Raw genomic sequence first — 25,055 nt, 5'->3', positions numbered from 1 at the left:
ATCACGCTGGCGGAATATTACCGGGACATGGGCTACCATGCCGCCATGATGGCCGACTCCACCAGCCGTTGGGCCGAGGCCCTGCGCGAGATCAGCGGCCGTCTGGAAGAGATGCCCGCCGACGAAGGCTACCCCGCCTACCTGCCCAGCCGCCTGGCCGAGTTCTACGAGCGCGCCGGCTACGTGCGCGCGTTGAACGGGGAAGAAGGCTCCGTCACCGTTATCGGCGCTGTCAGCCCTCCGGGCGCCGACTTCTCCGAGCCGGTCACCCAGAACACCAAGCGCTTCACCCGCTGCTTCTGGGCGCTGGACAAGGCCCTGGCCTATGCCCGCCACTACCCGGCCATCAACTGGAACACCAGCTACACCGAGTACCTCACCGACCTGGCCCCCTGGTACTACGACAACGTGGGCCCGGATTTCCTGTCCTGCCGCGAGCAGATCGCAAGTCTGCTGCTGCAGGAGACCAGCCTGATGGAGATCGTCAAGCTGATCGGCTCCGACGTGCTGCCCGACGACCAGAAGCTGGTCATCGAGATCGCCCGCGTCATCCGCGTGGGCTTCCTGCAGCAGAACTTCTTCCACGACCAGGATACTTATGTGAGCCTGGAGAAGCAGCTGAAGATGATGAAGGTCATCCTGCATCTCTACGAGAAGAGCCAGGCGCTGGTGGCCCGTCAGATCCCCATCAGCAAGCTGCTGCGTCTGGGCCTGTTCGACAAGCTGGTCAAGATGAAGTACGACATCCCCAACGACAAGCTGGAAATGTTCGACGAGTACACCGCCGAGATCGACCAGAAGATCGGCGAGCTGCTGCGCGCTTAACAAGGGAAAGGAGCGAAAGAGAGACATATGATCCTTGAACATGTTGGCTTAAGCCAGATCAACGGCTCGCTGGTGGTCCTGGACGGCGTGCAGAACGCTTCCTACGACGAGATGGTGGTGATGAAGCTCACCGACGGCACCCAGCGTGTGGGCCGTATCGTTATGATCGAGGGTGAGAAGTGCGTCATCCAGGTGTTTGAAGGCACCACCGGCTTCTCGCTGGACAACACCCGCACCACCCTGTCCGGCCATCCCATGATGGTGGACCTGAGCCCCGAGATCCTGGGCCGCACCCTGGACGGCCTGGGCCGCCCCATCGACGGCCTGGGCGAAATTTACCCCGAGTTCCGGCGGGATGTGAACGGCTCGCCCATCAACCCGGTGAGCCGCGTCTATCCCCGCAACTACATCCGCACCGGCATTTCTTCCATCGACGCGCTGGCCACCCTCATCCGCGGCCAGAAGCTGCCCATCTTCTCCGGCTCCGGCATGAAGCACAACGAGCTGGCGGTGCAGATCGTCAAGCAGGCGGACGTTTCCGACGGCGAGGACTTCGCCATCGTGTTCGCCGCCATGGGCGTGAAGAACGACGTGGCCGACTACTTCAAAAAGAGCTTCGAGGCCGCCAACGTCATGGACCGGGTGGTCATGCTGCTGAACCTGGCCAACGACCCCATCGTGGAGCGTATCATCACCCCCCGTGCGGCGCTGACCATCGCCGAGTACCTGGCCTTCGACCTGGGCAAGAACATCCTGGTCATCCTCACCGATATGACCAGCTACTGCGAGGCTCTGCGTGAGTTCTCCTCCTCCAAGGGCGAGATCCCCGGCCGTAAGGGCTACCCCGGCTACCTCTACTCCGACCTGGCCTCCCTGTACGAGCGCGCCGGCATCATCGAGGGCCGCAAGGGCTCTGTGACCCAGATCCCCATCCTCACCATGCCCGGCGACGACATCACCCACCCCATCCCCGACCTGACCGGCTACATCACCGAGGGCCAGATCGTGCTGGACCGCGGCATGGACGCCACCGGCGTCTATCCGCCGGTGAGCGTGCTGCCCAGCCTGTCCCGTCTGATGAAGGACGGCATCGGCGCGGGCTACACCCGCGAGGACCACAACCCCCTGGCCAACCAGCTTTTCGCCACCTACGCCCGCGTGCAGGACGCCAAGGCCCTGGCCAGCGTCATCGGCGAGGAGGAGCTGTCCGCCAGCGACAAGCGGGTCATGGAGTTCGGCCGCGCCTTCGAGCAGAAGTTCGTGGGCCAGGGCAACACCAACCGCACCATCGAGGAAACGCTGGACCTGGGCTGGGAGCTGCTGTCCATGCTGCCCCGCGAAGAGCTGGACCGTGTGGACCAGGTCATGCTGGACCACTACTACAAGCCGCAGGTGAACGCCGCCCATCGGGACCTCTCTGCGGTGTTGAAAGGCAGCAAGTGATTTCTAACAGAGAGGAGGCTGCCGTATGGCACAGGTTTTCCCCACAAAATCGAACCTGATGGCGCAAAAGCGCAGCCTTGCGCTCGCCAGCCAGGGCTATGACCTGATGGACCGCAAGCGGAACATCCTCGTGCGGGAAATGATGCAGCTGATCGACCGGGCGGCGGTCATCCAGGACGAGATCGCCACCGCCTATTCCTCGGCCTACAAGGCATTGCAGCGCGCCAACATCACCCTGGGCGTTGTGGGCGAGTTCGCCAAGACGGTGCCGGTGGAGACCGGCCTCACGCTGGACTACCGCAGCGTCATGGGCGTGGAGCTGCCCATCGTCAAGATGGAAGAAAGCGCCCCCGGCCTTTATTACGGGCTGGATTCCACCAACAGCCAGCTGGACGATGTGTATCTGAAATTCTGCGAGGTCAAGCGCCTCACCGTGGAGCTGGCCGAGGTGGAAAGCAGCGTCTACCGCCTGGCTGTGGCCATCCAGAAGACCCAGAAGCGGGCCAACGCCCTGAACAACATCATGATCCCCCAGTTCACCGCCACCATCAAATACATCACCGAGGTGCTGGAGGAAAAGGAACGGGAGGACTTCTCCCGCCTGAAGGTCATCAAAAAGCAGCGGGACGGCTGAACCGCCGCTGCAACACTGTAAAGCAAAGCCCCTTTGCAAAGCTTCCGCAAAGGGGCTTTCTGCATGCCAGCCGCGCGTTCTTTTCTCGGGGCAGGCGCGGCGCCCGGGGCACGGCCGTTACAAAGTGAACCCCAACTTGCGCCGCGCGGGCCAGGGAAATCCGCGCCACTGGCCGCCGGAGCCGTCGGCCTTACCCACCAGAAGGGCGGTGGCCGCGTCGGCCAGATAGCCCAGGTACCCTGCCGCGGGGCTGTTGCAGAGCAGCTTCCACATCAGGCCGCCAAAGAGGTAGGACTGGGCAAATTCCCGCCAGCCGCCCAGGTCCCGGGCGGCCCGCTGCGCCAGGTCCCACAGGATGCCCTGTGCCTCTTCGGGGGTGATCCAGCCCAGGTAGCTGCCCCAGCGGGCCAGCATGGCGGCGCGGCCCATGTCCCATCCGGCCATGAAGGCGGGGGAGTACCGCTCCCTGTAGTGCCGGGCAAAGGCCCAGGCGCGGATGACTCCCTCCCGGCCGTCCTCGTCCTCGTCGCCGGTCATCAGTTCCTCCGGCGTTTCCGCCTCGCAGTAAAAACGGTAGCGCTCGGCGTATCCCCCCTGGCCCAGGTAGCGGAGGGTCTCCAAAAGGCCGCCCCGCCCGTCGATGCCCCAGGAGCGGCGCACCACCGACAGGACCTGCTGCTCCAGCACGGGGATGTGTTCCTCCACGTCCAGCCCCTCCAGGCTGTGGTCGTTGAGGGTAGACACGATGCCCGAGAGCAGGATGCCGAACCGTTCCCAGAGCGCCGGGTCTCTGCCGTATTCCGCCGGGGCGGGCTCGGGCAGAGTCTCCAGACGCGCCAGGGTCTCGTCCAGCAGGGTGTAGAGAGCGTCATCGGTCTCTTCTTCGTCAGGGTCGGCCCCTTCACTGTCATCGTCCATGGCCAGAGTCTCCAGCGCGGCGGCCAGTACGCCCATGTCCTCACCGAACAGCTGGTCCATCATGGCATCGGCGCTGGCACAGGCAGCCTCGGCCACCCGCTGCTCCATCATCCGCTGCAGCTGTTCCTGATTTGCGGCCATCTGTTCCATCGTCTGGCTGTCGAACACCTGCCCGAGAATTTCCACCTGCCGCTGGTCGTTCGCGGCCATCTGTTGTGCCTCCCGGGCGGCGGCTTCCTCCGCCGGGGCGGCCGGCTCAGGGGAAAAAGAATCGGCCAGCGCTTCGGCCTTTTCCTCTGTTTTATGCAGGCTTTCCAGCGCCTGCGCTCGTGCGGCCTTTGCACGGTTCATAATTTCATTGACGTCCATCTTCGTCCTCCTTTTCGCCGGGCAAAGCGTGCCAGACCGGCGGCTGCTCGTGGCGGAACAGCAGGCGTTTTGCACGCTTCAGCAGCGCCTCCACAAAATGGAACCAGAGCTGCCCGAAAACCACCGCCGCCATGAGTAGGGCCGCTATCCAGAAAAGTTCATCCCAGGGCATCGGCGCCTCACTTCTTTGCAAAGCGGTTCATAAAGAAATCGGTGAAGGCCGCCAGCTCCTCATCCTGGGACACATAGACATACAGGCTTTCGTCCTCCAGCCAGTCATAGGCGTTGATGGCGATGTAGCCTCGCTTGTCCGGGTAGATGACAAAGGCGTCGGTGGGATATTTGTTCCGATATGCCTTCAAAATGTTGGCGCGGCGGTAATAGGCGGGGTCGCCGCAGCCGGAAAGGTCGGGCACGGTGGGAACCACAACGATGGTCTCCTGCGCCTCGTTCCAGCCCACGATGAGGTTGCCAATCTTCGTTTTGCTGCCATGGACGAAACCATAGTTGAAGCGGCTCACGTCTTCGGTGTAGCCGAAGATAAGGCGGTATTCGCCGCCGCCCTCCACCACATGGTCAAACAGCGTCCGCATCTTTTTTGCGTTGGCGGCGCTTTTTTCCATGTCGATCTCCGGGCCCTTGAACAGCTTGCTGAAAATTCCCATTTGAAAATCCTCCTGTGCGTTTATTATCTCTCCGCCGCAAGACGGAGAAGATCCTGTATAAAGATAAAATATATAATTTGTCTTTATTATAAGCCGAAGGATGGCCCGTTTGAAAACACCGCTGAAAGGGGCCAAACGGGCCGCAAGGTTATTCGCCCTGCGCGTCCTGGGCGCGCAGGGAAGCCAGCCAGTCCACGATCGAGCTTATCTGCACATCGATGGTGGCGTCCGCTGCTTCGGGCACCAGCAGAGGAAGGCTGCCCGGGATGGCCCGCTGGATCACCATCACCGCCAGGCAGAGGTTGGTGAACAGGCTGACGCGGTCGGGTTCGGGGCGCACGCCGAAGAGCTTCATCAGCTGCCCAAACAGCCGCTGCTGCTTTTGCCGGAAAGACTGGTAACTCTCGGGGGAGAGGCGATGGAAAATTTTTTGCTGCTCTTCCACCGTGAGCACCGCGATGCCGTTGCGCTCGCCGTAACAGCAGGCGCGAAGGAATTTGGTGACTGCCTGCCGCCAGTCCAGCGCCGGGTCTGCCAGCAGCCGCAGTGCATACTCCACCACCCTGGGCTGTTGGAGATAGAGCATCTCCACCACCAGGTCCTCCTTGGTGGGGAAGAAGGTGTAGAAAAAGGAACGGGAGATGCCCACCTTCTGGTAGATCTGCTCCACTGTGGTGCGCTGGATGCCCTGCTTTGTCATCAGTTCCAGGCCCACGGCCACCAGATCCTGGCGGATCTGCTCCCGCTGCGCCTCGGAATAGGCCACCTTTGGCATGCCGTCACCTCCCATATAAAAACAAAGTGCGTCGATTTGTTTTTATTGTAGCATAAACGCGGAAAAAACACAAGAAAAACACGCCGGGGACATCGGTCCCCGGCGTGAGCGAAATTTGTTCAAAGGTCAGCCACAGCCCATCAGATATGCACCTTGGGGTGCCGCTGATAGAATTTTTCCCGCTCGGCAAAATAGCACTGCGCGCAAAGGCTCTGGTATTCCACATTATTTTCCTGGTCGATGGCCACCTGGTCGCCCTCGAACACGAACTCTCCGTTTACCTTGCGCCCGTTGCAGGTGGCCTTGCGGCCGCAGGTGCAGATGGTCTTCATCTCCTCGATGGCGTGGGCCAGCTCCAAAAGGCGGGTGGAGCCGGGGAACCCATGCATGGAGAAATCGGTGCGCAGGCCGTAGGCGATGACGGGGATGTTCAGCTTCACGGTCACCATGAACAGCTGCTCCGCCTGCTGCGGGGTGAAGAACTGGCTCTCGTCGGTGAGCACGCAGGCCAGGGGCTTGCCGCCGCGGCCGGCCTCCTGCTTCACCAGCTCGAACACGTCCATGTCGGGCGTGACGGCCCTGTCCACCGGGCGGCTCACGCCCAGGCGGCTGAGCAGGCATTCCCCGCCCTTGGTGTCGATGCTGGGCTTGAGGATGAACACCCGCATGCCCCGTTCTTCGTAGTTGAATGCCACCTGCATCAAAGCGGTGCTTTTGCCGCTGTTCATCGCGCCGTAGCGGAAATAAAGTTTAGCCATAAACGAGGGACGCTCACTTTCGTTGTGGTGTTTATTTGTTACGCAGCCGGTACCCCAGGCTCATCAGGCTGTCGCCCAGATGGGCGTTCTCCACCGTGACATTGGGATAGGCGAGAGAGAGGTCATAGTGGCTGAAATTCCAGAAGCCCCTGATGCCCAGCCCCACCAGCTGGCCGGAAACTTCCTTCGCGCTCTCCCGGGGCAGGCACAGCACCGCAACGGTGGGGTGGTTGGCCCTACAGAACGCGTCCAGTTCGTCGATGTGATGGATCGGCACACCGTCCAGATCGTGACCCACCAGTTCCTGACGGATGTCGAACACCGCCAGCAGGTTGTAGCCGTTGGTGTCGGTGGTCAGAAAGCGGGACACGGCGGTGCCCAGGCGGCCGGCGCCCAGCAGGATGGTGGGCAGTTTTTCCCCATGGCCGAACAGAAGATGGCCGATCTCTTTTTCCAGCACTTCCACATTGTAGCCGATGCCCTGCTGCCCGAAGCCGCCGAAGCAGTTGAAGTCCTGCCGGACCTGGCTGGCGGTGGTGCCCATCATGCGGGCCAGCTCGCTGGAAGAAATTGTCGCCACGCCGGATTTGTGAAGCTGTGCGATGTAGCGGTAATACTTCGGCAGCCGTTTGATGACCGGCAGTGATACCTTGCCTTGAGAGTTGTTCATTTGTTTCACCATCTTTTATCAGATTCTTCAAGCGTGGCTTGCAAAAGGCAAAGCAGCAGCAGGCCGCTTCTTACTCCCCGGCCCGGCTGTGCTGCGGACCACAGACCGGGGCAAAGCGCCGAAAACAGACGCCCTTTTTATATAGTATAATCGTTGAAACGGCTTTGTCAAACAGAATACAAAGTTTTTGAACACACTGCGCCCTTTTGTATAACTGCGGCCCGAAGGGGGGAACACTGTCAGGGAAGACCGAAAAGGAGGCGCGAAAGCCATGGAACCGAACGAGAACAAACAGCCGCCCACCGATGCGCAGGTGGAGCAGGAAAAACTGGAACAGGAGTATATGATGGACACCGGCTCGGTGATCCGCACCAAGGGACGCCATGCCATCCACTGCCTGACGGTGGTGGGGCTGATCGAGGGCCACGTCAGCGCGGACCAGAGCCAGAAGGTGACCAAATACGAGCACGTGATCCCCCAGCTGGTGGCCATCGAGGAGGATCCGGACATCGAGGCGCTGCTGGTCATCCTGAACACGGTGGGCGGAGACGTGGAGGCGGGCCTTGCCCTCTCGGAACTCATCAGCGGGGTCAGCAAACCCAGCGCCACCCTGGTGCTGGGGGGCGGCCACTCCATCGGCATCCCGCTGGCGGTCAGCGGGCGGCGCAGCTTCATCGTGCCCACCGCCACCATGACCATCCACCCGGTGCGCCATTCCGGGCTGGTGCTGGGCGTGCCCCAGACCATGCGCTATTTCGAGCAGATGCAGGAGCGCATCACCGGCTTTGTGGAAAGCCACTCGAAGATCAGCAAAGAGCGCTTTGTGGAACTGATGATGCACACCGGCGAGCTGGTGATGGATGTGGGCACGGTGCTCACCGGCCAGCAGGCGGTGCACGAGGGGCTGATCGACCAGCTGGGCAGTTTGAACGACGCGCTGGATTATCTTTACGGCGAGATCGAACGCCGGGTCTGAAGGCCCCGGCGCTTTCAGTTGACATTTTGGAGGGATGGGATTATGATGAAATAAATCCAGATGGAAAGCGGGGTGCTCGACTATGAAAAACAGCGGAACGAATACACGAGCTGAATATCTGTTGAGGGCCCCGGCTGCATTGTGAACGTTTCATAGGTTTTGCCGCGGCTTGTTTGCCGCGGTTTTTTTTGCGGCCTGCTGCCCTTCATAGATGTTCACGCAACATCATCTTGCAGACGAACCAGGAACGATTTATGGAGGTATGCATGACCCATCTTGAAAAAATCACCGAAGAAAACTTTGTGGATGCGTTCAATTTGAAACTTGCGCCCGAACAGGAGCGCTTCGTTTCGCACCCGATCCGCAGCCTCGCCCAGGCGTATGTTTACAGGCAGCAGTGCCAGCCTTTCGGCATCTATGAAAATGATACGATGGTCGGCTATGTGATGGTGATCTACGACTATGACATCCCGGAATACGATATATGGCACATGATGATCGATGCTTCACACCAGGGGCTGGGGTATGGAAGCGCCGCCCTGGATCAGGTGCTTGCGTATATCAAAACAAAGCCTTTCGGGGCTTCGGACCGGGTGGCCCTGACCTGCAACAAAGACAATGGCCGGGCGATGGAGCTGTACAGGAAGAAGGGCTTTGCGCCGACCGGGGCGGTGTTCGAAGACGAAGTGGAACTTGCGCTGGCTCTGCGGCAATAAAGGGATTTGCCGTGGCAAAAACCGCCCCGGGGTTTCGGTTTCAAGCGCCTGCGCTCGCCAAATTTGGGTTTTACAATTCGCCCGGTTGATGGTAAAATAATTGAGTTAAGCATTCCGCGCCGCGCGGGCAGAGGCTCTGCGGCGAACGATACCAACGCAAGGCGAAAGAGGATATAAAAACACTATGGCGACAAAGAAAACTTCGACCCGAAAAAACGACTCCGGCGCCCGGCGGCGCAGGCCCCAGCCGGACATTGCCCAGAGCTGGAGCATCCTGCTTTTTGGCTTGGGCGCCGTTCTGGTGGCCATGATCTTCGTGGAAGGTGAATCCGCCTGGGCCTGGATGCGCGCCGCGCTGTTCGGCGTGTTCGGCCTGGGGATGTATGCGCTGGGGCTGCTGGTGCTGTATGTGGCGGTGCTGGTGGCGCTGGGCCTGCCCATCTGGTCCAAGTGCGCCAAGGCCCTGTGCCTGATGATGTTCCTGTGCGGCACCGCGGTGGTGTTCTCACGGGTCAATCTCACCGGCATGGATTTCGGCCAGGTCGTCAAGGCTTTGTATGAGCAGGGCCAGGGCGCGCTGGGCGGCGGCGTGCTGGGCGGTGTGGTCGGCGGCACCCTGCTGGTGCTGTGCGGCCGGCCTGCGGCAAACATCCTGCTTGTGGTCTTGCTGGCGGCGGGCATCATGTGGTTCGCGGGGGTCACCCCCGGCGATCTGTGGAACCTTGTGGCCGGGCGCTATGCCCTGTGGCAGGAGGGCCGTGCCGAACGGGCGGCCCTCCTGGAAGAGGAGCGGGAAGAAGAGCCCGCTGAGCCCCAGCCCCGGCGCAGAGAGCGCCCCGCGCCCGCGCCCAAGGCGCGCCGCCGCGCGTCGCAGGTGGACATCGACCTTGGCCCCGACCCGGTGCAGGAGACCGACCTTGCCCCCGACCCGGAGGAACCGCTGGTGGGGCCGGGCGGCACCTTTGGCATGTTCCCGCCGCAGGACGCCCCGCAGCCGGCAAAAACTCCCTCCCAGGAAGACTCGGAATTCGAGACCCCCATCTTTTTGGAGGGGGACGAGGAGCCTGCCCCCGGCCGGCCCGACACGAAAGAAAGCATGCCCGAAACGGTGGGCGGCAGCGACCTGGACGACCTGGTCCAGCGGGCCATGGGGGCGGCTTCCGCCGCTCAGATGACCCCCGCCGCCGTGGTGCCGGGCAAGAACGATCAGATGATGATCGCGCCTGCCGCCGCAGAGCAGCAGGTCTATCACTATCCGCCCCTGAGCCTCTTCGAGCGCGCCGGCGCCGCGGAGGACCCGGGCGTGGAGGAAGAACTGAAAAAGAACGCCGAACTGCTGGTGAGCACGCTGGAAAGCTTCGGTGTGCGCACCCGTGTGCTGGACATCTGCCGCGGCCCGTCGGTCACCCGCTACGAGCTGCAGCCGCTGGCGGGCGTGAAGATCAGCCGCATCACCGGCCTGGCGGACGACATCGCTCTGAACCTGGCCGCCGGCGGCGTTCGCATCGAAGCCCCCATCCCCGGCAAACCCGCCGTGGGCGTGGAGGTGCCCAACCGCAAAAAGAGCCCGGTGGGCATCCGCAGCATCTTCGAGTCCCCGGTCTACTCCAAGAGCGCCTCGCCCCTGACGCTGGCCCTGGGCAAGGACATCGCGGGCAACGCCCAGATCGCGGACCTGTGCAAGATGCCCCACCTGCTCATCGCCGGCTCCACCGGCAGCGGCAAGTCGGTGTGCGTGAACAGCATCATCATCAGCTTTTTGTACAAGGCCAGCCCCGAGGATGTGCGCCTCATCCTCATCGACCCCAAGGTGGTGGAGCTGGCGGAGTACAACGGCATCCCCCATCTGCTGATGCCGGTGGTCACCGAGCCCCGCAAGGCGGCGGGCGCATTGGGCAGCGCCGTGGCGGAGATGGAGCGCCGCTACCACCTGTTCGCCGAGAACAACGTGCGCGACATCAAGAGCTTCAACCGCCTTGCCGCCGAAGCCGACGGGCTGGAAAAGTTGCCCTACATCGCCATCATCATCGACGAGCTGGCCGATCTGATGATGGTCGCGGGCAAAGAGGTGGAGGACTATATCTGCCGCATCGCCCAGAAGGCCCGCGCGGCGGGCATGCACCTGATCGTGGCCACCCAGCGCCCCAGCGTGGACGTCATCACCGGCCTCATCAAGGCCAACATCCCCAGCCGCATCGCCTTTGCCGTTTCCAGCCAGGTGGACAGCCGCACCATCCTGGACGCCGGCGGCGCCGAAAAACTGCTGGGCATGGGCGACATGCTGTTCATGCCGGTGGGCGCGGCCAAGCCCGTGCGCATCCAGGGCACCTATGTGAAAGACGACGAGATCAGCGCTGTGCTGGATTTCATCAAGCAGGACAATACCAGCCAGTACGACGAGGAGATGATCGCCCAGATGGACAAGCTGGCCGCGGCGGAGAAAGGCTCCGGCAGCGGCGGCGAGGAGGGCGACGGCGGCCACGACCCCATGCTGGACCAGGCGGTGGAAGTGGTCATCGACGCGGGGCAGGCCAGCACCAGCCTTTTGCAGCGCCGGTGCAAGCTTGGCTATGCCCGGGCCGCCCGCATCATGGACGAGATGGAGCAGCTGGGGGTCATCGGGCCGTACCAGGGCGCAAAGCCCCGGGAGGTGCTCGTCACCCGCCAGCAGTGGATCGAAAAGAGCATGCGGGCCGAGGCGGCCCCGGCGCCCGACGAGATTTAAAACAGCAGCGAAAGGAGGCCGCCCCATGCAGCAGGGCACGGAATTTCTGCCGGTCAGCCGCGAGGAGATGGCGGCGCGGGGCTGGGACGAACTGGATTTTGTTCTGGTCACCGGCGACGCCTATGTGGACCATCCCAGCTTCGGCTCGGCCATCATTGGCCGGGTGCTGGAGGCGGAGGGCTACCGCGTGGGCGTGCTCAGCCAGCCGGACTACACCACCCCCGAGAGCTTCAAGGCCCTGGGCAGGCCCCGCTATGGCTTTTTCATCGGCGGCGGCAATGTGGACAGCATGGTGGCCCACTATTCCGTGGCGAAGATACGCCGCACGGTGGACGAGTACACCCCCGGCGGCGTGGCGGGCAAGCGCCCGGACCGCAGCGCCACCGTGTACACCCGGCTGGCAAAGCAGGCCTATCCCGACCTGCCGGTGATCCTGGGCGGCCTGGAGGCCAGCCTGCGCCGTTTTGCCCATTACGATTACTGGATGGACACGGTGCTGCCCAGCATCGCTGAGGCCTCCGGGGCGGATATCATCAGCTTTGGCATGGGCGAGCGGCAGACGGCGGCCATCGCCCGGCGCCTGGCGGCGGGGGAGAAGGCCCAGACCATCCGGGACGTGCCCGGCACCTGCTACATGACAGACTTCGCCGGCCTGCCGGAGCGCTATGTGGAGTGTGCGGGTTTTGCCAAGGTGAGCGCCGACAAGGCCGCCTATGCCCGCGCCTGCCGCATCCAGATGGACAACCAGGACCCGGTCACCGGCCAGATCATCGTGCAGAAACAGAGCGAAAAATACCTGGTGCAGAACCCGCCCGCAAAGCCCCTCAACCGAAAAGAGCTGGACAAAGTGGCGGCGCTGCCCTTCACCCGCCGCTGGCACCCCAGCTACGACGCGGTGGGCGGCGTGCCCGCCATCGAAGAGGTGGAGTTTTCCATCATCCACAACCGGGGCTGCTACGGCGGCTGCAATTTCTGCGCCATCACCCTGCACCAGGGGCGGCGGGTCACCAGCCGCAGTGTGGAAAGCGTGGTGGAGGAGGGGGAACTGCTCACCCGTCAGCCCGGCTTCAAGGGATACATCCACGACGTGGGCGGCCCCACCGCCAACTTCCGCCTGCCCAGCTGCAAGGAGCAGATGACCAAGGGCATGTGCCAGGGCGGCAAAAAGTGCCTCGCTCCCAGCCCCTGCCCGCACCTGCTGGTGGACCACACCGAGTACCTCTCCATGCTGCGCAGGCTGCGGGCCCTGCCCGGGGTGAAAAAGGTGTTCATCCGCAGCGGCATCCGCTACGACTACCTCATCTGGGACAAAAACGACGAGTTCTTCAGGGAACTGGTGGAGCATCACGTCTCCGGCCAGCTGAAGGTGGCCCCGGAGCACTGCGCCCCCAACACCCTGAAATACATGGGCAAGCCGCCGGTGGAGGTGTTCAATAAGTTCTCCGCCAAGTTCTATGAGCTCACAAAAAAGGCGGGCAAAAAGCAGTATCTGGTGCCCTATCTGATGAGCAGCCATCCCGGCAGCACCCTGAACGACGCGGTGATCCTGGCGGAATATCTTTACAAGCACAAGATACGCCCGGAGCAGGTGCAGGATTTTTACCCCACGCCAGGCACCGTGTCCACCTGCATGTTCTACACCGGCCTCGACCCCTACACCATGAAGCCGGTGTTTGTGGAGAAGACCCCGGAGGGCAAGGCGCTCCAGCGGGCGCTGCTGCAGTATTACGAACCCCGCAACGCCGAAAAGGTGGTCAGGGCCCTGCGCAAGACCGGGCGGGAGGACCTTATCCCGCTGCTTGCCCCCGCATGGAAGCCCCGGCGCGAGAAAAACACGCCCGCGCCCCGCGGCCGAAATGGCCGGCAGGGGGCAAGCGCACAGCAGGGGCGCTTTACACCAAATTCCAAGCCGCCCCGCAAGGGCAGAAAGTAAAACTGTTTCATGGCAAAGCGAAGAACATCCCGCCGCCGCAGGCGGAAAATACAACTCACGCCCTTTCAAACCGTCGTGTTTTCACTGGTGGGCCTCTGCCTTGCGCTGGGGCTGTACGTTAGTGCGGGCAGCGGCGCCGGCGCGGCGCCTACCTGGGACGAGATATACACGGCGGTGGGCCTTGCTGAGCCGCTGCCCGCAGACGACCTGCCGGAAGACACCGACGCGGTGCATTTCATCGACGTGGGTCAGGCGGACGCCACCCTGCTGCAGAGCGGCGGAGAATACTGCCTTGTGGATGCGGGCGACACTGACAGCGAGCAGAAGCTGATGACGTACCTGGAGCAGCGAGGCGTCACGCATCTCAAACTGCTGGTGATGAGCCATCCCCATGCCGACCACATCGGCAGCATGGCCGCCGTGCTGGAAAAGATAGAGGTGGAGCAGGTGCTTGTGCCGGATTTTGACAAGGCGCCTTATCCCACCACCCGCCTGTTTGAAACGGTGATGGACGCCATCGAAGCCAGCGGTGCGGTGGTGACCACCGCCGCGCCGGGGCAGAGTTTTTCTGTGGGCAGCGGCAGCCTGCAGGTGCTGGCCGCAGGCGTGGAGACCGACAACTACAACGACCTTTCCCAGGTGCTTTTGTTCGAGAGCGGCGGGCTGTCGGTGCTGCTCAGCGGAGACGGCGAAAAGCCGGTGGAACAGGCCGCGCTGGAGGCGGGGGTCGTGCCCCGGGCGGAGGTGTTCAAGGCGGCCCACCATGGGTCCGACACCTCCAACACGCTGGAATTCCTGCAGGCCGCCCGGCCCCAATATGTGGTCATCAGCTGCGGGCTGGGCAACAGCTATGGCCATCCCCATGCTGAGCCGCTGGCGCGCTTTGAGCAGGTGGGCGCGCAGGTGCTGCGCACCGACCAGGACGGCAGCGTGGTGATCGCGGCGGCCGAAAACGGCCTGCAAAGCTACACGGCCAGCGCCGCCGGGGAAAAGGAGGCCGCCTGATGGAATACACTGTGGACCGTTTTGAAGGGGAGACGGCGGTGCTGGAACCGGCCCAGGGGCCGCTTCGCACCGAAAAAATCGACCGCGCCCTGCTTCCGCCCGAGACTCGGGAAGGGGATATCCTACTCTGTGAGGACGGGCGCTGGCGGGTGGACGCCGCCGCGACTGCCGCCCGCAGGCAGCGGATGCGCCGGCGTTTTTTTGCCGGGCGGCCCGGCTGACGAAAGGCGGAATGGATTTGTTTCGAGAGTTTCTCCCCGCTTATTTCGCGGCGGCCAACCTGCTGGCTTTTGCCCTTTGCGGGTGGGACAAATGGGCCGCGAAGCGCGGCGCCCGCCGTGTGCCGGAGCGCAGGCTTCTGCTTTTTGCGCGCTGGGCGGCAGCCCCGCCTTTTTGCTGGGGATGGCCTTGTTCCGCCACAAGATCCGCAAACCGAAATTTTTTGTTGGCGTGCCCCTTATTTTGGCCGTGCAGCTGGTTCTTTTGGCGCTGGCCGCCCGTTTTCTGTAAAAAAACTCCCGGCGCCTGGTTTGGCAGCCGGGAGCTTTTTGTCAGGTTTCGAAACGCGGTTCAGCGCCGGGGATGCACAGCGAAGCCGGACAGCTCTTCTTCGCTGGAGATCCCCATGGCAAAGGCCTTGGCGCGGGCGGCGGCATAAAGTTCCGCCATGGTGGCCTGCGCGTAGGGGGTCAGGAAGTAAATGCCCAGGCCGCAGGTGAGATAGCCCAGCAGATACCATCCGACGAAAGAAAGGTCCAGCACGAAGATCTCCATCTTTTCGCCGCCGGTCAGGGCCTTGCTCAGTTCCTTGGCGCGTTTGTAACTCATGTAGGGGTTTTCGGCCATCAGATAGGGGACATACCGCAGCTGGTAGCCGCGCACGACGCCGGGAATGATGAACAGAAAAGAGAAGGCCATGATCTCCAGCGTGTAAAAGAACATCACTTTTACCACGTTGAGATACTGCGCCTTGTCCCGGAACGGGGAGAGCACCGTGTCCAGCGGCGGATAGCCGGCCCGGTTCTCCATGGTGTACCGAATGCCGCCGATGTTCACAGGCTGAGTGACCAGGGCGTTGAACGCCAGGATGAACACCAGCATCAGGATATAGAGGATGACCACCCCGGCGATGTAGGCTTCCGGCGAAGTGATGGACAGAACAGACAAAATGATGGTGGGCACAAAGATAATGATGTAGCTCAGAGCGCTGGAAGCGGCACCCACACCGAGCGTGAGCAGCAGCCAGGCCAGGAACATCCGCCAGTAACTCTCTCTCAATACCTGTTTTGCATTCTGTTTGAGCAAGCTCCTCGACCAGTACATAATGCTTTCCCTCCTGCGGGAGCGGCTCGTTTTCCGTGCGCTCCCTCTTAACGTATTAGCAACTCCAGTATAGCATAGAACGGAATGGATTTACAGGAAATTGCAGATTCTTTCTCTTTAGCGGTTGACTTTTGTAAAAAAAGGCTTATCATATAGACGTACAAAGCATGATAGAGGTGCGAACGTCAAGAGTACGGCCCCCATTCAAGCGCAGGCGCGCGGGGCGGGAAAGGGGCGTTTGCCGAGGTTCGGTTTGCCCCGCCTGAGGGGGCCGCCGCGCCGGGCCGTGGGAGAACATCCCCCGGACTGTCGCCCGTGCAGAGACGCCGGGCGGAGCGCTGTCGTGAATTCGACCGCCGCACTGCGGGCACTATGGGCACTTGTGCATCGGTATGAAGTCATGACGCTGTCATGGCTTCATTTTTTTTGCAGGAGGAACTGACATGAGAAAGACATTGAACCGCATCCTGCCCCTGGCGGCAATGATGCTGGTGCTGCTGGCAATGCTCAGCGCCACAGCCTTTGCTGCCGGCGACCCCACCGAAGAACCCGGCACCAGGATGATCGAATGCCCGGACTGCGGCGCTGTGGGCGCCTGTATGGAATGCTACGGGCTGGACCCCGCCTGTGAGGCGTGCGGCGGCACGAACGTTTGCGCCGCCTGCGGCGGTACGGGATATGTGACCTCCCCCAGCCGCTTCTTCAACACCGCCTGGTCCCTGCTGCCTCCGGTCATCGCCATCGCGCTGGCCCTCATCACAAAGGAAGTCTACAGCTCCCTGTTCATCGGCATCGTGGCGGGCGGCCTGCTCTACTCCAACTTCCAGTTCGAGACCACCGTGCGCCACGTGTTCGACGGCGGCATCGTAGCGTCGGTGACCGACAGCTACAACATGGGCATCCTGATCTTCCTCATCATTCTGGGCGCCATGGTCTGCCTGATGAACAAGGCGGGCGGTTCCGCCGCCTTCGGCCGCTGGGCCAAGGCCCATATCAAATCCCGGGCGGGCGTGCAGCTTGTCTCCATCCTTCTGGGCGTGCTCATCTTCATCGACGACTACTTCAACTGCCTGACGGTGGGCAGCGTGATGCGCCCCATCACCGACAAGCAAAACATTTCCCGGGCAAAGCTGGCCTACATCATCGACGCCACCGCCGCGCCCGTGTGCATCATCGCGCCGGTCTCTTCCTGGGCGGCGGCGGTGTCCGCCTTCGCGGAGGACGGCCAGGGCTTCAGCCTGTTTCTGCGGGCCATCCCTTACAACTACTATGCGCTGCTCACGATCGTCATGCTGGTGAGCATGGTGCTGCTGCGGGTGGAATTCGGCCCCATGGCCAGGTTCGAGAAAAACGCCATCGAAAAGGGCGACCTGTTCAGCGGCCCCAACCCCTACGCCGACGCCGGCGAGCAGGTGGACGACAGCAAGGGGTCCGTTCTGGATCTGGTCCTGCCGGTGCTGGTGCTGGTGGTGTTCTGCGTTATCGGCATGCTCTATTCCGGCGGCTTTTTCTCCGGCGTGGGCTTTGTGGAGGCTTTCTCCGCTTCCGATGCGTCGGTGGGCCTGATGCTCGGTTCCGCCTTTGCGCTGATCGTTGCGTTCATCTACTACCAGGTGCGCCGCGCCATGTCCTTCAAGGAGATGATGAACTGCATCCCCGAGGGCTTCAAGGCCATGGTGCCCGCCATCATGATCCTCACCTTCGCCTGGAGCCTCAAGGCCATGACCGACTCCCTGGGCGCCAAATATTTCGTGCGCGACTTCGTGCAGCAGAGCGCCACCGGCATGCAGATGCTGCTTCCTGTGATCGTGTTCGTGGTGGGCTGCCTGCTGGCCTTCTCCACCGGCACCAGCTGGGGCACCTTCGGCATCCTCATCCCCATCGTGCAGGGCGTGTTCTCCATGGACGACCCCATGTCCATCGTCTGTATCTCCGCCTGCATGGCCGGCGCGGTCTGTGGCGACCATTGCTCTCCCATCTCCGACACCACCATCATGGCTTCTGCGGGCGCCCAGTGCGACCATGTGAACCATGTGTCCACCCAGCTGCCATACGCCATCACCTGTGCGGTGGTTTCCGGCATCACGTACCTTGTGGCGGGCCTGCTGGTCCACTTCGGCGCGCCGGGCGTCCTGGCGCTGCCGGTGGGCATCGCGCTGATGCTGGCCACGCTGCTGGCCATCAAGCGACGCAACATGGCCAGAGCCTGACAACTGAAAAGAGCGCGGAACGCATCTGTTCCGCGCTCTTTTTTCGCGCTGTACATCCTGCACAAAAGCACGTTATTTTATTAACAATCTTTGGCCAGCCAGGACATTGTTATTTGATTAACGATGTGGTATCATAATGCCATGGCAACAAGCTGCAGGCGAAAGCAAAGGGCTTTCGTACCATGCGCAACACGCCTGAAAGGACGGAAGATCGCAATGGCAGAAAAGAAACCTGTGGTTGAAACGGTGAAGACCGATGTGCAGACCATGATCGACGCTCTGGTGGAAAAGGCCCAGGTGGCGCTGAAGGAGTTCATGGCGCTGGATCAGGAAGCAGTGGACAACATCGTCCACGCGATGGCGCTGGCCGGCCTGGACAAACACCAGGAACTGGCCCGCATGGCGGTGGAGGAGACCGGCCGCGGCGTGTATGAAGACAAGGTCATCAAGAATATGTTCGCCACCGAATATATCTGGCACGATATCAAAAAAGAGCGCACGGTGGGCGTTCTGGAAGAGAACGATATGGAGGGCTATGTGGAAGTGGCCGAGCCCGTGGGCGTGATCTGCGGCGTGACCCCCACCACCAACCCCACCTCCACCACGCTGTTCAAATGCCTCATCGCGGTAAAGACCCGCAACCCCATCATTTTCGGGTTCCACCCTTCGGCCCAGAAGTGCAGCGCCGAGGCGGCCCGCATCGTCTATGAGGCGGCGGTGAATGCCGGCGCGCCCAGGAACTGCATCCAGTGGATCGACAAACCCAGCATCGAGGCCACCGGCGCCCTGATGAACCATCCGGGTGTTGCCACCATCCTGGCCACCGGCGGCCCCGGCATGGTCAAGGCGGCTTACTCCTGCGGCAAGCCGGCGCTGGGCGTAGGCGCGGGCAATGTGCCCTGCTTTATCGAGAAGAGCGCCGACCTGCACCAGGCCTGCACCGACCTGATGATGTCCAAGACCTTCGACAACGGCATGATCTGCGCCTCCGAGCAGGCGGTCATCGTGGAAAAGCCCATCGCCAAGGACTTTGAGGCTTACATGAAGGCCAACAACTGCTACTTCCTCACCCCGGAAGAGACCGAGACCCTGACCAAATACATGTTCCCGGACCCCGCCAAGGGCGTGTTCGCCCCCGTGGTGGGCAAGAGCGCCAACTGGATCGCCGAACAGGCGGGCATCAATGTGCCGGAAAAGACCAAGATCCTCATCGCCCCGCTGCCCCATCCCGGCGAGGAGTTCCCCCTGAGCAAGGAGAAGCTCAGCCCGGTGCTGGCCTACTTCGTCTGCAAGGACAAGGAGCAGGGCTTTGCCTACGCCAACAAAATGCTGGAGCTGGGGGGCCTTGGCCACTCCGCCGTCATCCACACCGGCGACAAAAAGATCGCCGACGAATACGGCGTTGCCATGAAGGTGGGGCGCATCATTGTGAACAGCCCCTCCTCCCAGGGCGCCATCGGCGACATCTACAACACCAACACCCCGTCCCTGACCCTTGGCTGCGGCAGCTATGGCAAGAACTCGGTGAGCCAGAACGTGACCACCGTCAACCTCATCAACAAAAAGCGCATCGCCAAACGGAGGGTGAACATGCAGTGGTTCAAGATCCCGCCCAAGATCTACTTTGAGGAGGACTCCATCCAGTACCTGGAGAAGATGGAGGGCATCAGCCGCGCCTTCATCGTCACCGACCCGGTGATGGTGCAGCTGGGCAATGTGAACAAGGTGCTGTACTACCTTCGCAAGCGTGAACAGTACTGCCACAGCGAAATTTACTCCGATGTGGAGAGCGACCCCAGCGTGGAGTGCATCATGCGCGGCGTGGAGGCCATGCGCGCCTTCCAGCCGGACGTGATCATCGCCATCGGCGGCGGCAGCGCCATCGACGCAGCCAAAGGCATGTGGCTGTTCTATGAGCATCCCGAGACCAGCTTCGACGGCCTACGCCAGCGCTTCATGGACATCCGCAAGCGCGCGTTCAAGTTTCCCAAACTGGGCGCCAAGACCAAGCTGGTGGCCATTCCCACCACCTCCGGCACCGGCAGCGAGGTGACCAGCTTCTCGGTCATCACCGACAAAGCCAACGGCAACATCAAGTATCCTCTGGCAGACTACAGCCTGACCCCCGACGTGGCCATCATCGACCCACAGTTCACCCGCACCATGCCCCGCAGCATCGTGGCCGACACCGGCCTGGACGTGCTGACCCACGCCATTGAGTCTTATGTGTCTGTGATGGCCAGCGACTACACCGACGGCCTGGCCCTGCACGCCACCGAGATGGTGTTCACCTACCTGAAAGACTCCTACAACGGCGACCAGCTTGCTCGGGAAAAGATGCACAACGCCAGCTGCATCGCGGGCATGGCTTTCACCAACGCATTCCTGGGCCTCAACCATTCCATGGCTCACAAGCTGGGCGGTGAGTTCCACATCCCCCACGGACGCGCGAATGCCATTCTGCTGCCCTACGTCATCGCCTACAACGCGAAGAAGCCCACCAAGTTTGCGGCCTTCCCCAAGTATAAAGAGTATGTGGCCGACAAGCGCTATGCAAAACTGGCCCGGCGCTGCGGGCTGTGCAACGTGGGCACCGACACCTACGAAGCAGTGGACTGCCTCATCGCGGCCATCCAGAAGCTGATGATGGAGACCGAGCGGCCCATGACCATCAAGGCCTGCGGCGTCAGTGAAGAAGAATTCCTTGCCAAGGTGGATGAACTGTCTTATAAGGCGTTCGAGGACCAGTGCACCACCGCCAACCCCGTGTACCCTCTGGTGAGCGAGATCAAGGAGATCTACCTCCAGGCTTACTACGGCAAATAAGCGATCCACTCCTTTCTGTTGAGGGAGGGCGGCCGTCTCTTTGGAGAAGGCCGCCCTTCTTTTTTTCACGCACAAAAAAATACGCGGCAATGACGAAAAAAACCTTGACTTTTTGGCCGGAATGCTTTAAATTAGATAAGGCAGTCACACATGGGCCTGTAGCTCAGTTGGGAGAGCGCTGCGTTCGCATCGCAGAGGTCAAGGGTTCGAATCCCTCCAGGTCCACCATCATCGCCGCAAGCAGAAAGCGCTTGCGGCTTTTTTGTCGCCTTTTAGAAGGCGGCCGCGGCCCGAAACGTTATTCCTGGTGGCGGCAAAGCGGCGGATGTGGTATGATAAGGCCGGGAGGCGAAAAAGATGGACGAACAACTGCAGCGGCTTTCGCAGATGATCGGACGGGCCCGGCGCATGGCGTTTCTGGGCGGAGCGGGGCTTTCCACCGAGAGCGGTATTCCCGATTTCCGCAGCAGCAACGGCGTTTATGCGGCGTTGAAGGCATACGGAAGACCGCCGGAGGAACTGCTCAGCCACGACTTTTTTGTGCGTCACCCGGATGTGTTTTTTGATTACTACCGCAAATACCTCATCCGTCCGGAGGCGAAGCCCAACCCGGCCCACTATGCGCTGGCGCGCCTGGAACAGCAGGGCAAACTGACGGCGGTCGTCACCCAGAATATCGACGAGCTGCACCAGCGGGCGGGCAGCCGCAACGTGCTGGAACTGCACGGCAGCGTGTACCGCAATCACTGCATGGAGTGCGGCAAAAGCTGGCCGGTGGAGGCGGTGCTGGAGGCGGACGGCGTGCCCCGCTGCACCTGCGGCGGCGTCATCAAGCCGGATGTGGTCCTCTACGGCGAGGGCCTGGACTCTGCTACCCTCACGGCGGCGGTGGAGGCCATCGCCGCCGCGGACATGCTGCTCATCGGCGGCACCCAGCTTTCGGTCTATCCCGCGGCGGGGCTGGTGGATTATTTTCACGGCAAAGACCTGGCGGTCATCAATCTCAGCGCCACCCCCCGCGACGCCCAGGCGGCGCTGACCATCCGCCGTCCCATCGGTGAGGTGCTCGCTGAGGTGGTGCCTTGAGTGTTGCGGCAGTGGCTGCGCACCCTTGCCGGGCATGCACTGCGAGGAGGGGAGAAGTATGGACACATTGGAATGCAGCACCCGCTATCCGTTCATCCTGGTGCACGGCACCGGTTTTCGGGACTGGGGCTATTGGGGCCGGATCCCCCGGGCGCTGGAGCAGCGGGGCGCAAAGGTGTTCTTTGGCGGGCAGGACGGCTGGGCCACCGTGGAACACAATGCGGAATTGCTCAAAGCAAGGATAAAAGAAGTAATGGAGGAGACCGGCTGCGAAAAGGTGCATATCATCGCCCATTCCAAGGGTGGGCTGGACGTGCGGTATATGGTCTCTTCGCTGGGCATGGCGCCCTGTGTGGCCTCGGTGTCGCTGGTGTCGGCGCCAAACCACGGCTCAAAAACCATGGACACGCTGACCCGGCTGCCCCGCTGGGCGTTCCGGCTGGCGGGCTTTTTCGTGAATCTCTGGTACCGCCTGCTGGGGGACCGCCACCCCGATTTCTGCGCCGTCTGCGGCCAGTTCACCACGGCCTGGGCCGAGGAGTTCAACCGCGCCAACCCGGACGAGGAGGGCGTGCTCTACCGCAGTTATGCCGGGGCGATGCGCTCCTGGCGCAGCGATGTGTTCATGTGGTGGCAAAACCTCATCATCGGTCTGGTGGAAGGGGAGAACGACGGCCTTGTGACCGCCGAGTCCGCCCAATGGACGGGCTTTCAGGGCGTTTGGCGGGGCGCAGCCGGGCGAGGCGTTTCCCACATGGACGAGGTGGATTTCCGCCGCCGCCCGTTGCGCCGCCGGGGTGAAGTTTTTGACGTGGTGGATGAATACATACGCATGGCGGCCCAGCTCAGAGAGCTGGGGCTGTGAACAAAAAAGGGGGGGGGAGGAACCATGGAACACTGCTTTCTGCAGCTGCCGGACGGATACGAAAAAATTCTGACTCTGGACCTGCAGAAGGACTCAAAGCTGGCGCTGGTGGTCAACGGGCTGGCCGTTGGCATTGCCGCGATGATGCTGGCTGCGGGCTTTTTGCTGATGCCGGTCTTTGTCATCTCCGCGAGCCTGCCGGCGCTGGCGGCGTTCCTTGCCTGCACTGTGCTGTATATGGTGCTTCATGAACTGGTGCACGGCGCCTGCATGAAGCTGTTCGGCGCAAAAAAGGTGCGCTTCGGTTTCACCGGGCTGTACGCCTTTGCCGGCGGCAGCGAGTACTTCAAAAAGGGAGCCTACATCGTGGTGGCGCTGGCGCCGCTGGTGGTGTGGGGCGCGGTGTTCCTGGCGCTGAACCTTGCCATGGGGGAGAAGTATTTCTGGTTTATCTATTTGCTGCAGATGGTCAACGTCTCGGGCGCGGCAGGGGACCTGTATGTCGTGTTCCGCTTTCTGCGCATGCCGAAGGATGTTCTGGTGCAGGACACCGGCGTTTCCATGACGGTTTTCACCCGAAACGGATGAGATAAAACAAGCGGCCCCGGTCTTTCCGAAAAGGAAAGGCCGGGGCCGCTTTTGTGCATCGGCGGTCACTGGACGCTCTCAGCGCCAAAGGGCTGTTTTGTGCATTTGGAGACGCACCAGCTGCCATTGCCGCCCAGCGAGCGGTGCAGGGTGTAGACGAGGTCATAGTCCGGCACAAGGCCCAGTTCATCCCTGTAATAGCGGCGAACCACCGTGGCGGCGCCGCCGGCAAGGCTGCCGCCCAGGTCGCGGCAGACCAGGTCAATGTCCGAAAGGAAACCGCCCATGGGCATCAGCGCAAAACGGCCGTCCTGCTCGTCGCACCTCTGCCGCAGGCTGTCCCGGTCCACCGTATAGTCCGGCTCGTCCAGATACTCCCGCGCCGCCTGCTGGAATTCTTCGGCGGTGAACCGGCCTTCTTCGTCGGTGCGCCCGTCCTGTGCCATCCGCACCACTACGTAGGGGACCTCGGCGGGAAGGTCGCTTTCAGACGATTTCCACCAGTCTTTGCCGGCGGGCCCGCTGCTGGCCCAGTTGCGGAAAAGGCCCGCAACGCTTGTCAGTTCGCGGCTCAATGCGGCGGCCTCTTCACTCTCCGGGGCTCTGCCCAGTCCGAAGGCCGCCTGCTCGCTGTCCGGATACATGCGCTGTATCACCCCGTCCACCCGGTCGATGTCACGGCCAAAGGCCAGCAGATACCAGTTGGAGCCTGCGCGCAGCGGGGTGGCGCCGGGGTCGTCCACGTCCAGTCGCAGATAGACCGCGCCGTCGGGGCCGGTCTCCACCCCATACCCCGTCACCTTCAGGCCGGTGATGTCCTTCAGCGGATAGCCCAGTTCCTGATAGCTTGCCGGCGCTTCGAACAGCCCGGAGAAGCACCAGTCCACCCAGCGCTGTTCGCCGCGGGCGAGGGCGTCGCCCAGCGTCCAGGCATACCGCAGCGAGGTGGCAAGTTCCGGGTCGTCTCCCGCCGCCTGTTCCAGTTCCGGCGGAAGCTGCACAAAGGAATTGTCGGCGGACATTTCGCTCTTCCAACCGTCTATTTTCCAGCCGTTTTCTTCCCGGCGCAGGGTCAGGGGGTAATTTTCGAGCATCTGCACGGTGCCGCCTTGGTAGGAAAGTTCCGCCTGCAGGCTGACAACGTCCTCGGTGCGCCCGATCAGCGTCAGCTTGCCGGTGTATTGACGGAGGGGCGCCTGGCGGAACAGCCAGTTTTCGCTGGCGTAAAGTTTCCCGTCCCGCTCCCGCAGGGCGCACACCGCGTCCGGCGAAAAAAACTCCTGCAGCATTTCGTCGGTATAGGCTTTGCTGAATACTTCTGAAAGCATCTGCCGCAGCCGGGCCTTGCCCTGCACGGAAGGAAGATGGTAAAAGACGATGCTCTGGCCGTACAGGTCTTCGGTGAACGAGTCCTCCTTGTCCAGCTCCCACAGGGAAGGCACCGCGGCCTGGTCGTCCAGGGCCTGGCCCTGAGCGATCAGGTCCGCCGCAAGCTGGAATAGCTCGTCCTCGCTCATCTGCGTGCCGGAAGGGATACTCTGGACCTGGGGCGCTTCCTCGCTCAGCACAGCGGAGGAAGCGGGCAGGCTTTGGGAAGGCGCGCCGGCCTGGCTGCAGCCGAACAGGCTCAGGGCCAGCGCCGCAGCGCCAAAGCGCTTGAAAAGGCAAAGCGGTTTTTGGGCTTTTTTCATGGATGCGCACTCTCCTCGCTCCGCGGTGTAACACGGGAAAATACTCTTTATATG

The 25,055-nt window shown here is 62.1% G+C and carries 22 protein-coding genes, 1 tRNA gene, 1 pseudogene and 1 riboswitch; of the genes and pseudogenes, 16 read left to right on the top strand and 8 right to left on the bottom strand.

From position 1 onward, the window contains the following. The 3 genes and pseudogenes from ACH2AT_RS02200 to ACH2AT_RS02190 form a co-directional block, all read left to right on the top strand. Positions 1-825 (top strand): annotated as a pseudogene (locus ACH2AT_RS02200) (V-type ATP synthase subunit A); the annotation flags it as partial. A 27-nt stretch (positions 826-852) separates the two neighbouring features. Next, on the top strand, positions 853-2,268 hold the full coding sequence (locus ACH2AT_RS02195; protein ID WP_177521808.1) for a V-type ATP synthase subunit B: 1,416 nt from the start codon (positions 853-855) through the stop codon (positions 2,266-2,268). Between the two features lie 25 nt (positions 2,269-2,293). Beyond that, entirely contained in the window at positions 2,294-2,902 is a 609-nt protein-coding gene (locus ACH2AT_RS02190; RefSeq protein WP_394963201.1) for a V-type ATP synthase subunit D, read from the top strand. Positions 2,903-3,019: 117 nt separating this feature from the next. Here ACH2AT_RS02190 and ACH2AT_RS02185 read toward each other — a convergent pair whose 3' ends face one another. The 6 genes from ACH2AT_RS02185 to ACH2AT_RS02160 form a co-directional block, all read right to left on the bottom strand. After that, positions 3,020-4,189, bottom strand: a complete 1,170-nt coding sequence (locus ACH2AT_RS02185) for a DUF1266 domain-containing protein (RefSeq protein WP_394963200.1) — start codon at positions 4,187-4,189, stop codon at positions 3,020-3,022. Next, positions 4,176-4,361, bottom strand: coding sequence for a hypothetical protein (locus tag ACH2AT_RS02180; protein ID WP_394963198.1), 186 nt, complete (start codon positions 4,359-4,361; stop codon positions 4,176-4,178). The genes ACH2AT_RS02185 and ACH2AT_RS02180 overlap by 14 nt, the downstream gene beginning before the upstream one ends. Before the next feature lie 7 nt (positions 4,362-4,368). Continuing rightward, positions 4,369-4,854 carry a hypothetical protein gene (locus tag ACH2AT_RS02175; RefSeq protein ID WP_394963196.1) on the bottom strand — a complete coding sequence of 162 codons (486 nt, stop codon included), beginning with the start codon at positions 4,852-4,854 and terminating at the stop codon, positions 4,369-4,371. Between the two features lie 148 nt (positions 4,855-5,002). Beyond that, positions 5,003-5,629 carry a TetR/AcrR family transcriptional regulator gene (locus ACH2AT_RS02170; protein ID WP_394963194.1) on the bottom strand — a complete coding sequence of 209 codons (627 nt, stop codon included), beginning with the start codon at positions 5,627-5,629 and terminating at the stop codon, positions 5,003-5,005. Between the two features lie 140 nt (positions 5,630-5,769). Beyond that, positions 5,770-6,387 (bottom strand): thymidine kinase, encoded by a 618-nt coding sequence (locus tag ACH2AT_RS02165; protein ID WP_394963192.1) that lies wholly within the window; start codon positions 6,385-6,387, stop codon positions 5,770-5,772. Between the two features lie 31 nt (positions 6,388-6,418). Continuing rightward, positions 6,419-7,057: a redox-sensing transcriptional repressor Rex gene (locus ACH2AT_RS02160; RefSeq protein WP_394963190.1), complete on the bottom strand. Its 639-nt coding sequence runs from the start codon at positions 7,055-7,057 to the stop codon at positions 6,419-6,421. A gap of 271 nt (positions 7,058-7,328) precedes the next feature. Between ACH2AT_RS02160 and ACH2AT_RS02155 the strand changes: the two genes are divergently transcribed. The 7 genes from ACH2AT_RS02155 (at position 7,329) to ACH2AT_RS02125 (ending at position 15,070) form a co-directional block, all read left to right on the top strand. Beyond that, positions 7,329-8,033, top strand: a complete 705-nt coding sequence (locus tag ACH2AT_RS02155; protein WP_394963188.1) for a ClpP family protease — start codon at positions 7,329-7,331, stop codon at positions 8,031-8,033. A 266-nt stretch (positions 8,034-8,299) separates the two neighbouring features. Next, positions 8,300-8,749, top strand: a complete 450-nt coding sequence (locus ACH2AT_RS02150; RefSeq protein WP_394963186.1) for a GNAT family N-acetyltransferase — start codon at positions 8,300-8,302, stop codon at positions 8,747-8,749. 184 nt (positions 8,750-8,933) lie between these two features. Continuing rightward, on the top strand, positions 8,934-11,474 hold the full coding sequence (locus ACH2AT_RS02145) for a DNA translocase FtsK (protein WP_394963184.1): 2,541 nt from the start codon (positions 8,934-8,936) through the stop codon (positions 11,472-11,474). Between the two features lie 25 nt (positions 11,475-11,499). Then, positions 11,500-13,407, top strand: a complete 1,908-nt coding sequence (locus tag ACH2AT_RS02140; protein ID WP_394963182.1) for a YgiQ family radical SAM protein — start codon at positions 11,500-11,502, stop codon at positions 13,405-13,407. 9 nt (positions 13,408-13,416) lie between these two features. Continuing rightward, positions 13,417-14,412, top strand: a complete 996-nt coding sequence (locus ACH2AT_RS02135; RefSeq protein WP_394963180.1) for a ComEC/Rec2 family competence protein — start codon at positions 13,417-13,419, stop codon at positions 14,410-14,412. Continuing rightward, positions 14,412-14,633, top strand: coding sequence for a DUF3006 domain-containing protein (locus tag ACH2AT_RS02130; RefSeq protein WP_394963178.1), 222 nt, complete (start codon positions 14,412-14,414; stop codon positions 14,631-14,633). The genes ACH2AT_RS02135 and ACH2AT_RS02130 overlap by 1 nt, the downstream gene beginning before the upstream one ends. An 11-nt stretch (positions 14,634-14,644) precedes the next feature. Continuing rightward, positions 14,645-15,070: a DUF1294 domain-containing protein gene (locus tag ACH2AT_RS02125; protein ID WP_394963176.1), complete on the top strand. Its 426-nt coding sequence runs from the start codon at positions 14,645-14,647 to the stop codon at positions 15,068-15,070. Here the strand turns inward: ACH2AT_RS02125 and ACH2AT_RS02120 are convergent. Continuing rightward, the gene (locus tag ACH2AT_RS02120) at positions 14,983-15,735 is read right to left on the bottom strand and encodes a DUF975 family protein (RefSeq protein ID WP_394963174.1); all 753 of its coding nucleotides are present in this window, start codon (positions 15,733-15,735) and stop codon (positions 14,983-14,985) included. The two genes, ACH2AT_RS02125 and ACH2AT_RS02120, sit on opposite strands and share 88 nt — an antisense overlap. 163 nt (positions 15,736-15,898) lie before the next feature. After that, a riboswitch (Lysine riboswitch) is annotated at positions 15,899-16,084 on the top strand. Positions 16,085-16,178: 94 nt separating this feature from the next. Between ACH2AT_RS02120 and ACH2AT_RS02115 the strand changes: the two genes are divergently transcribed. From ACH2AT_RS02115 to ACH2AT_RS02090, 6 genes are all read left to right on the top strand, one after another. Then, positions 16,179-17,945: a Na+/H+ antiporter NhaC family protein gene (locus tag ACH2AT_RS02115; protein WP_394963172.1), complete on the top strand. Its 1,767-nt coding sequence runs from the start codon at positions 16,179-16,181 to the stop codon at positions 17,943-17,945. A gap of 216 nt (positions 17,946-18,161) precedes the next feature. After that, the gene (gene adhE / locus ACH2AT_RS02110) at positions 18,162-20,771 is read left to right on the top strand and encodes a bifunctional acetaldehyde-CoA/alcohol dehydrogenase (protein ID WP_394963170.1); all 2,610 of its coding nucleotides are present in this window, start codon (positions 18,162-18,164) and stop codon (positions 20,769-20,771) included. 152 nt (positions 20,772-20,923) lie between these two features. Next, positions 20,924-20,999, top strand: a tRNA-Ala gene (locus ACH2AT_RS02105). A gap of 129 nt (positions 21,000-21,128) precedes the next feature. Continuing rightward, positions 21,129-21,857, top strand: coding sequence for an NAD-dependent protein deacylase (locus ACH2AT_RS02100; RefSeq protein WP_394963168.1), 729 nt, complete (start codon positions 21,129-21,131; stop codon positions 21,855-21,857). Positions 21,858-21,915: 58 nt separating this feature from the next. Next, positions 21,916-22,722: a lipase family alpha/beta hydrolase gene (locus tag ACH2AT_RS02095; RefSeq protein ID WP_394963167.1), complete on the top strand. Its 807-nt coding sequence runs from the start codon at positions 21,916-21,918 to the stop codon at positions 22,720-22,722. Positions 22,723-22,746: 24 nt separating this feature from the next. After that, the gene (locus tag ACH2AT_RS02090; RefSeq protein WP_394963165.1) at positions 22,747-23,310 is read left to right on the top strand and encodes a DUF3267 domain-containing protein; all 564 of its coding nucleotides are present in this window, start codon (positions 22,747-22,749) and stop codon (positions 23,308-23,310) included. A gap of 65 nt (positions 23,311-23,375) precedes the next feature. Here ACH2AT_RS02090 and ACH2AT_RS02085 read toward each other — a convergent pair whose 3' ends face one another. Further along, positions 23,376-25,001, bottom strand: a complete 1,626-nt coding sequence (locus tag ACH2AT_RS02085; RefSeq protein ID WP_394963163.1) for a hypothetical protein — start codon at positions 24,999-25,001, stop codon at positions 23,376-23,378. Positions 25,002-25,055: the final 54 nt, after the last annotated feature.

The organism is Candidatus Allofournierella excrementigallinarum, from assembly GCF_944388085.1.
Taxonomy (GTDB): domain Bacteria; phylum Bacillota; class Clostridia; order Oscillospirales; family Ruminococcaceae; genus Allofournierella_A; species Allofournierella_A excrementigallinarum.
The sequence above is the reverse complement of the archived record's forward strand: the minus strand, read 5'-3'. Positions and strand labels throughout refer to the sequence as shown.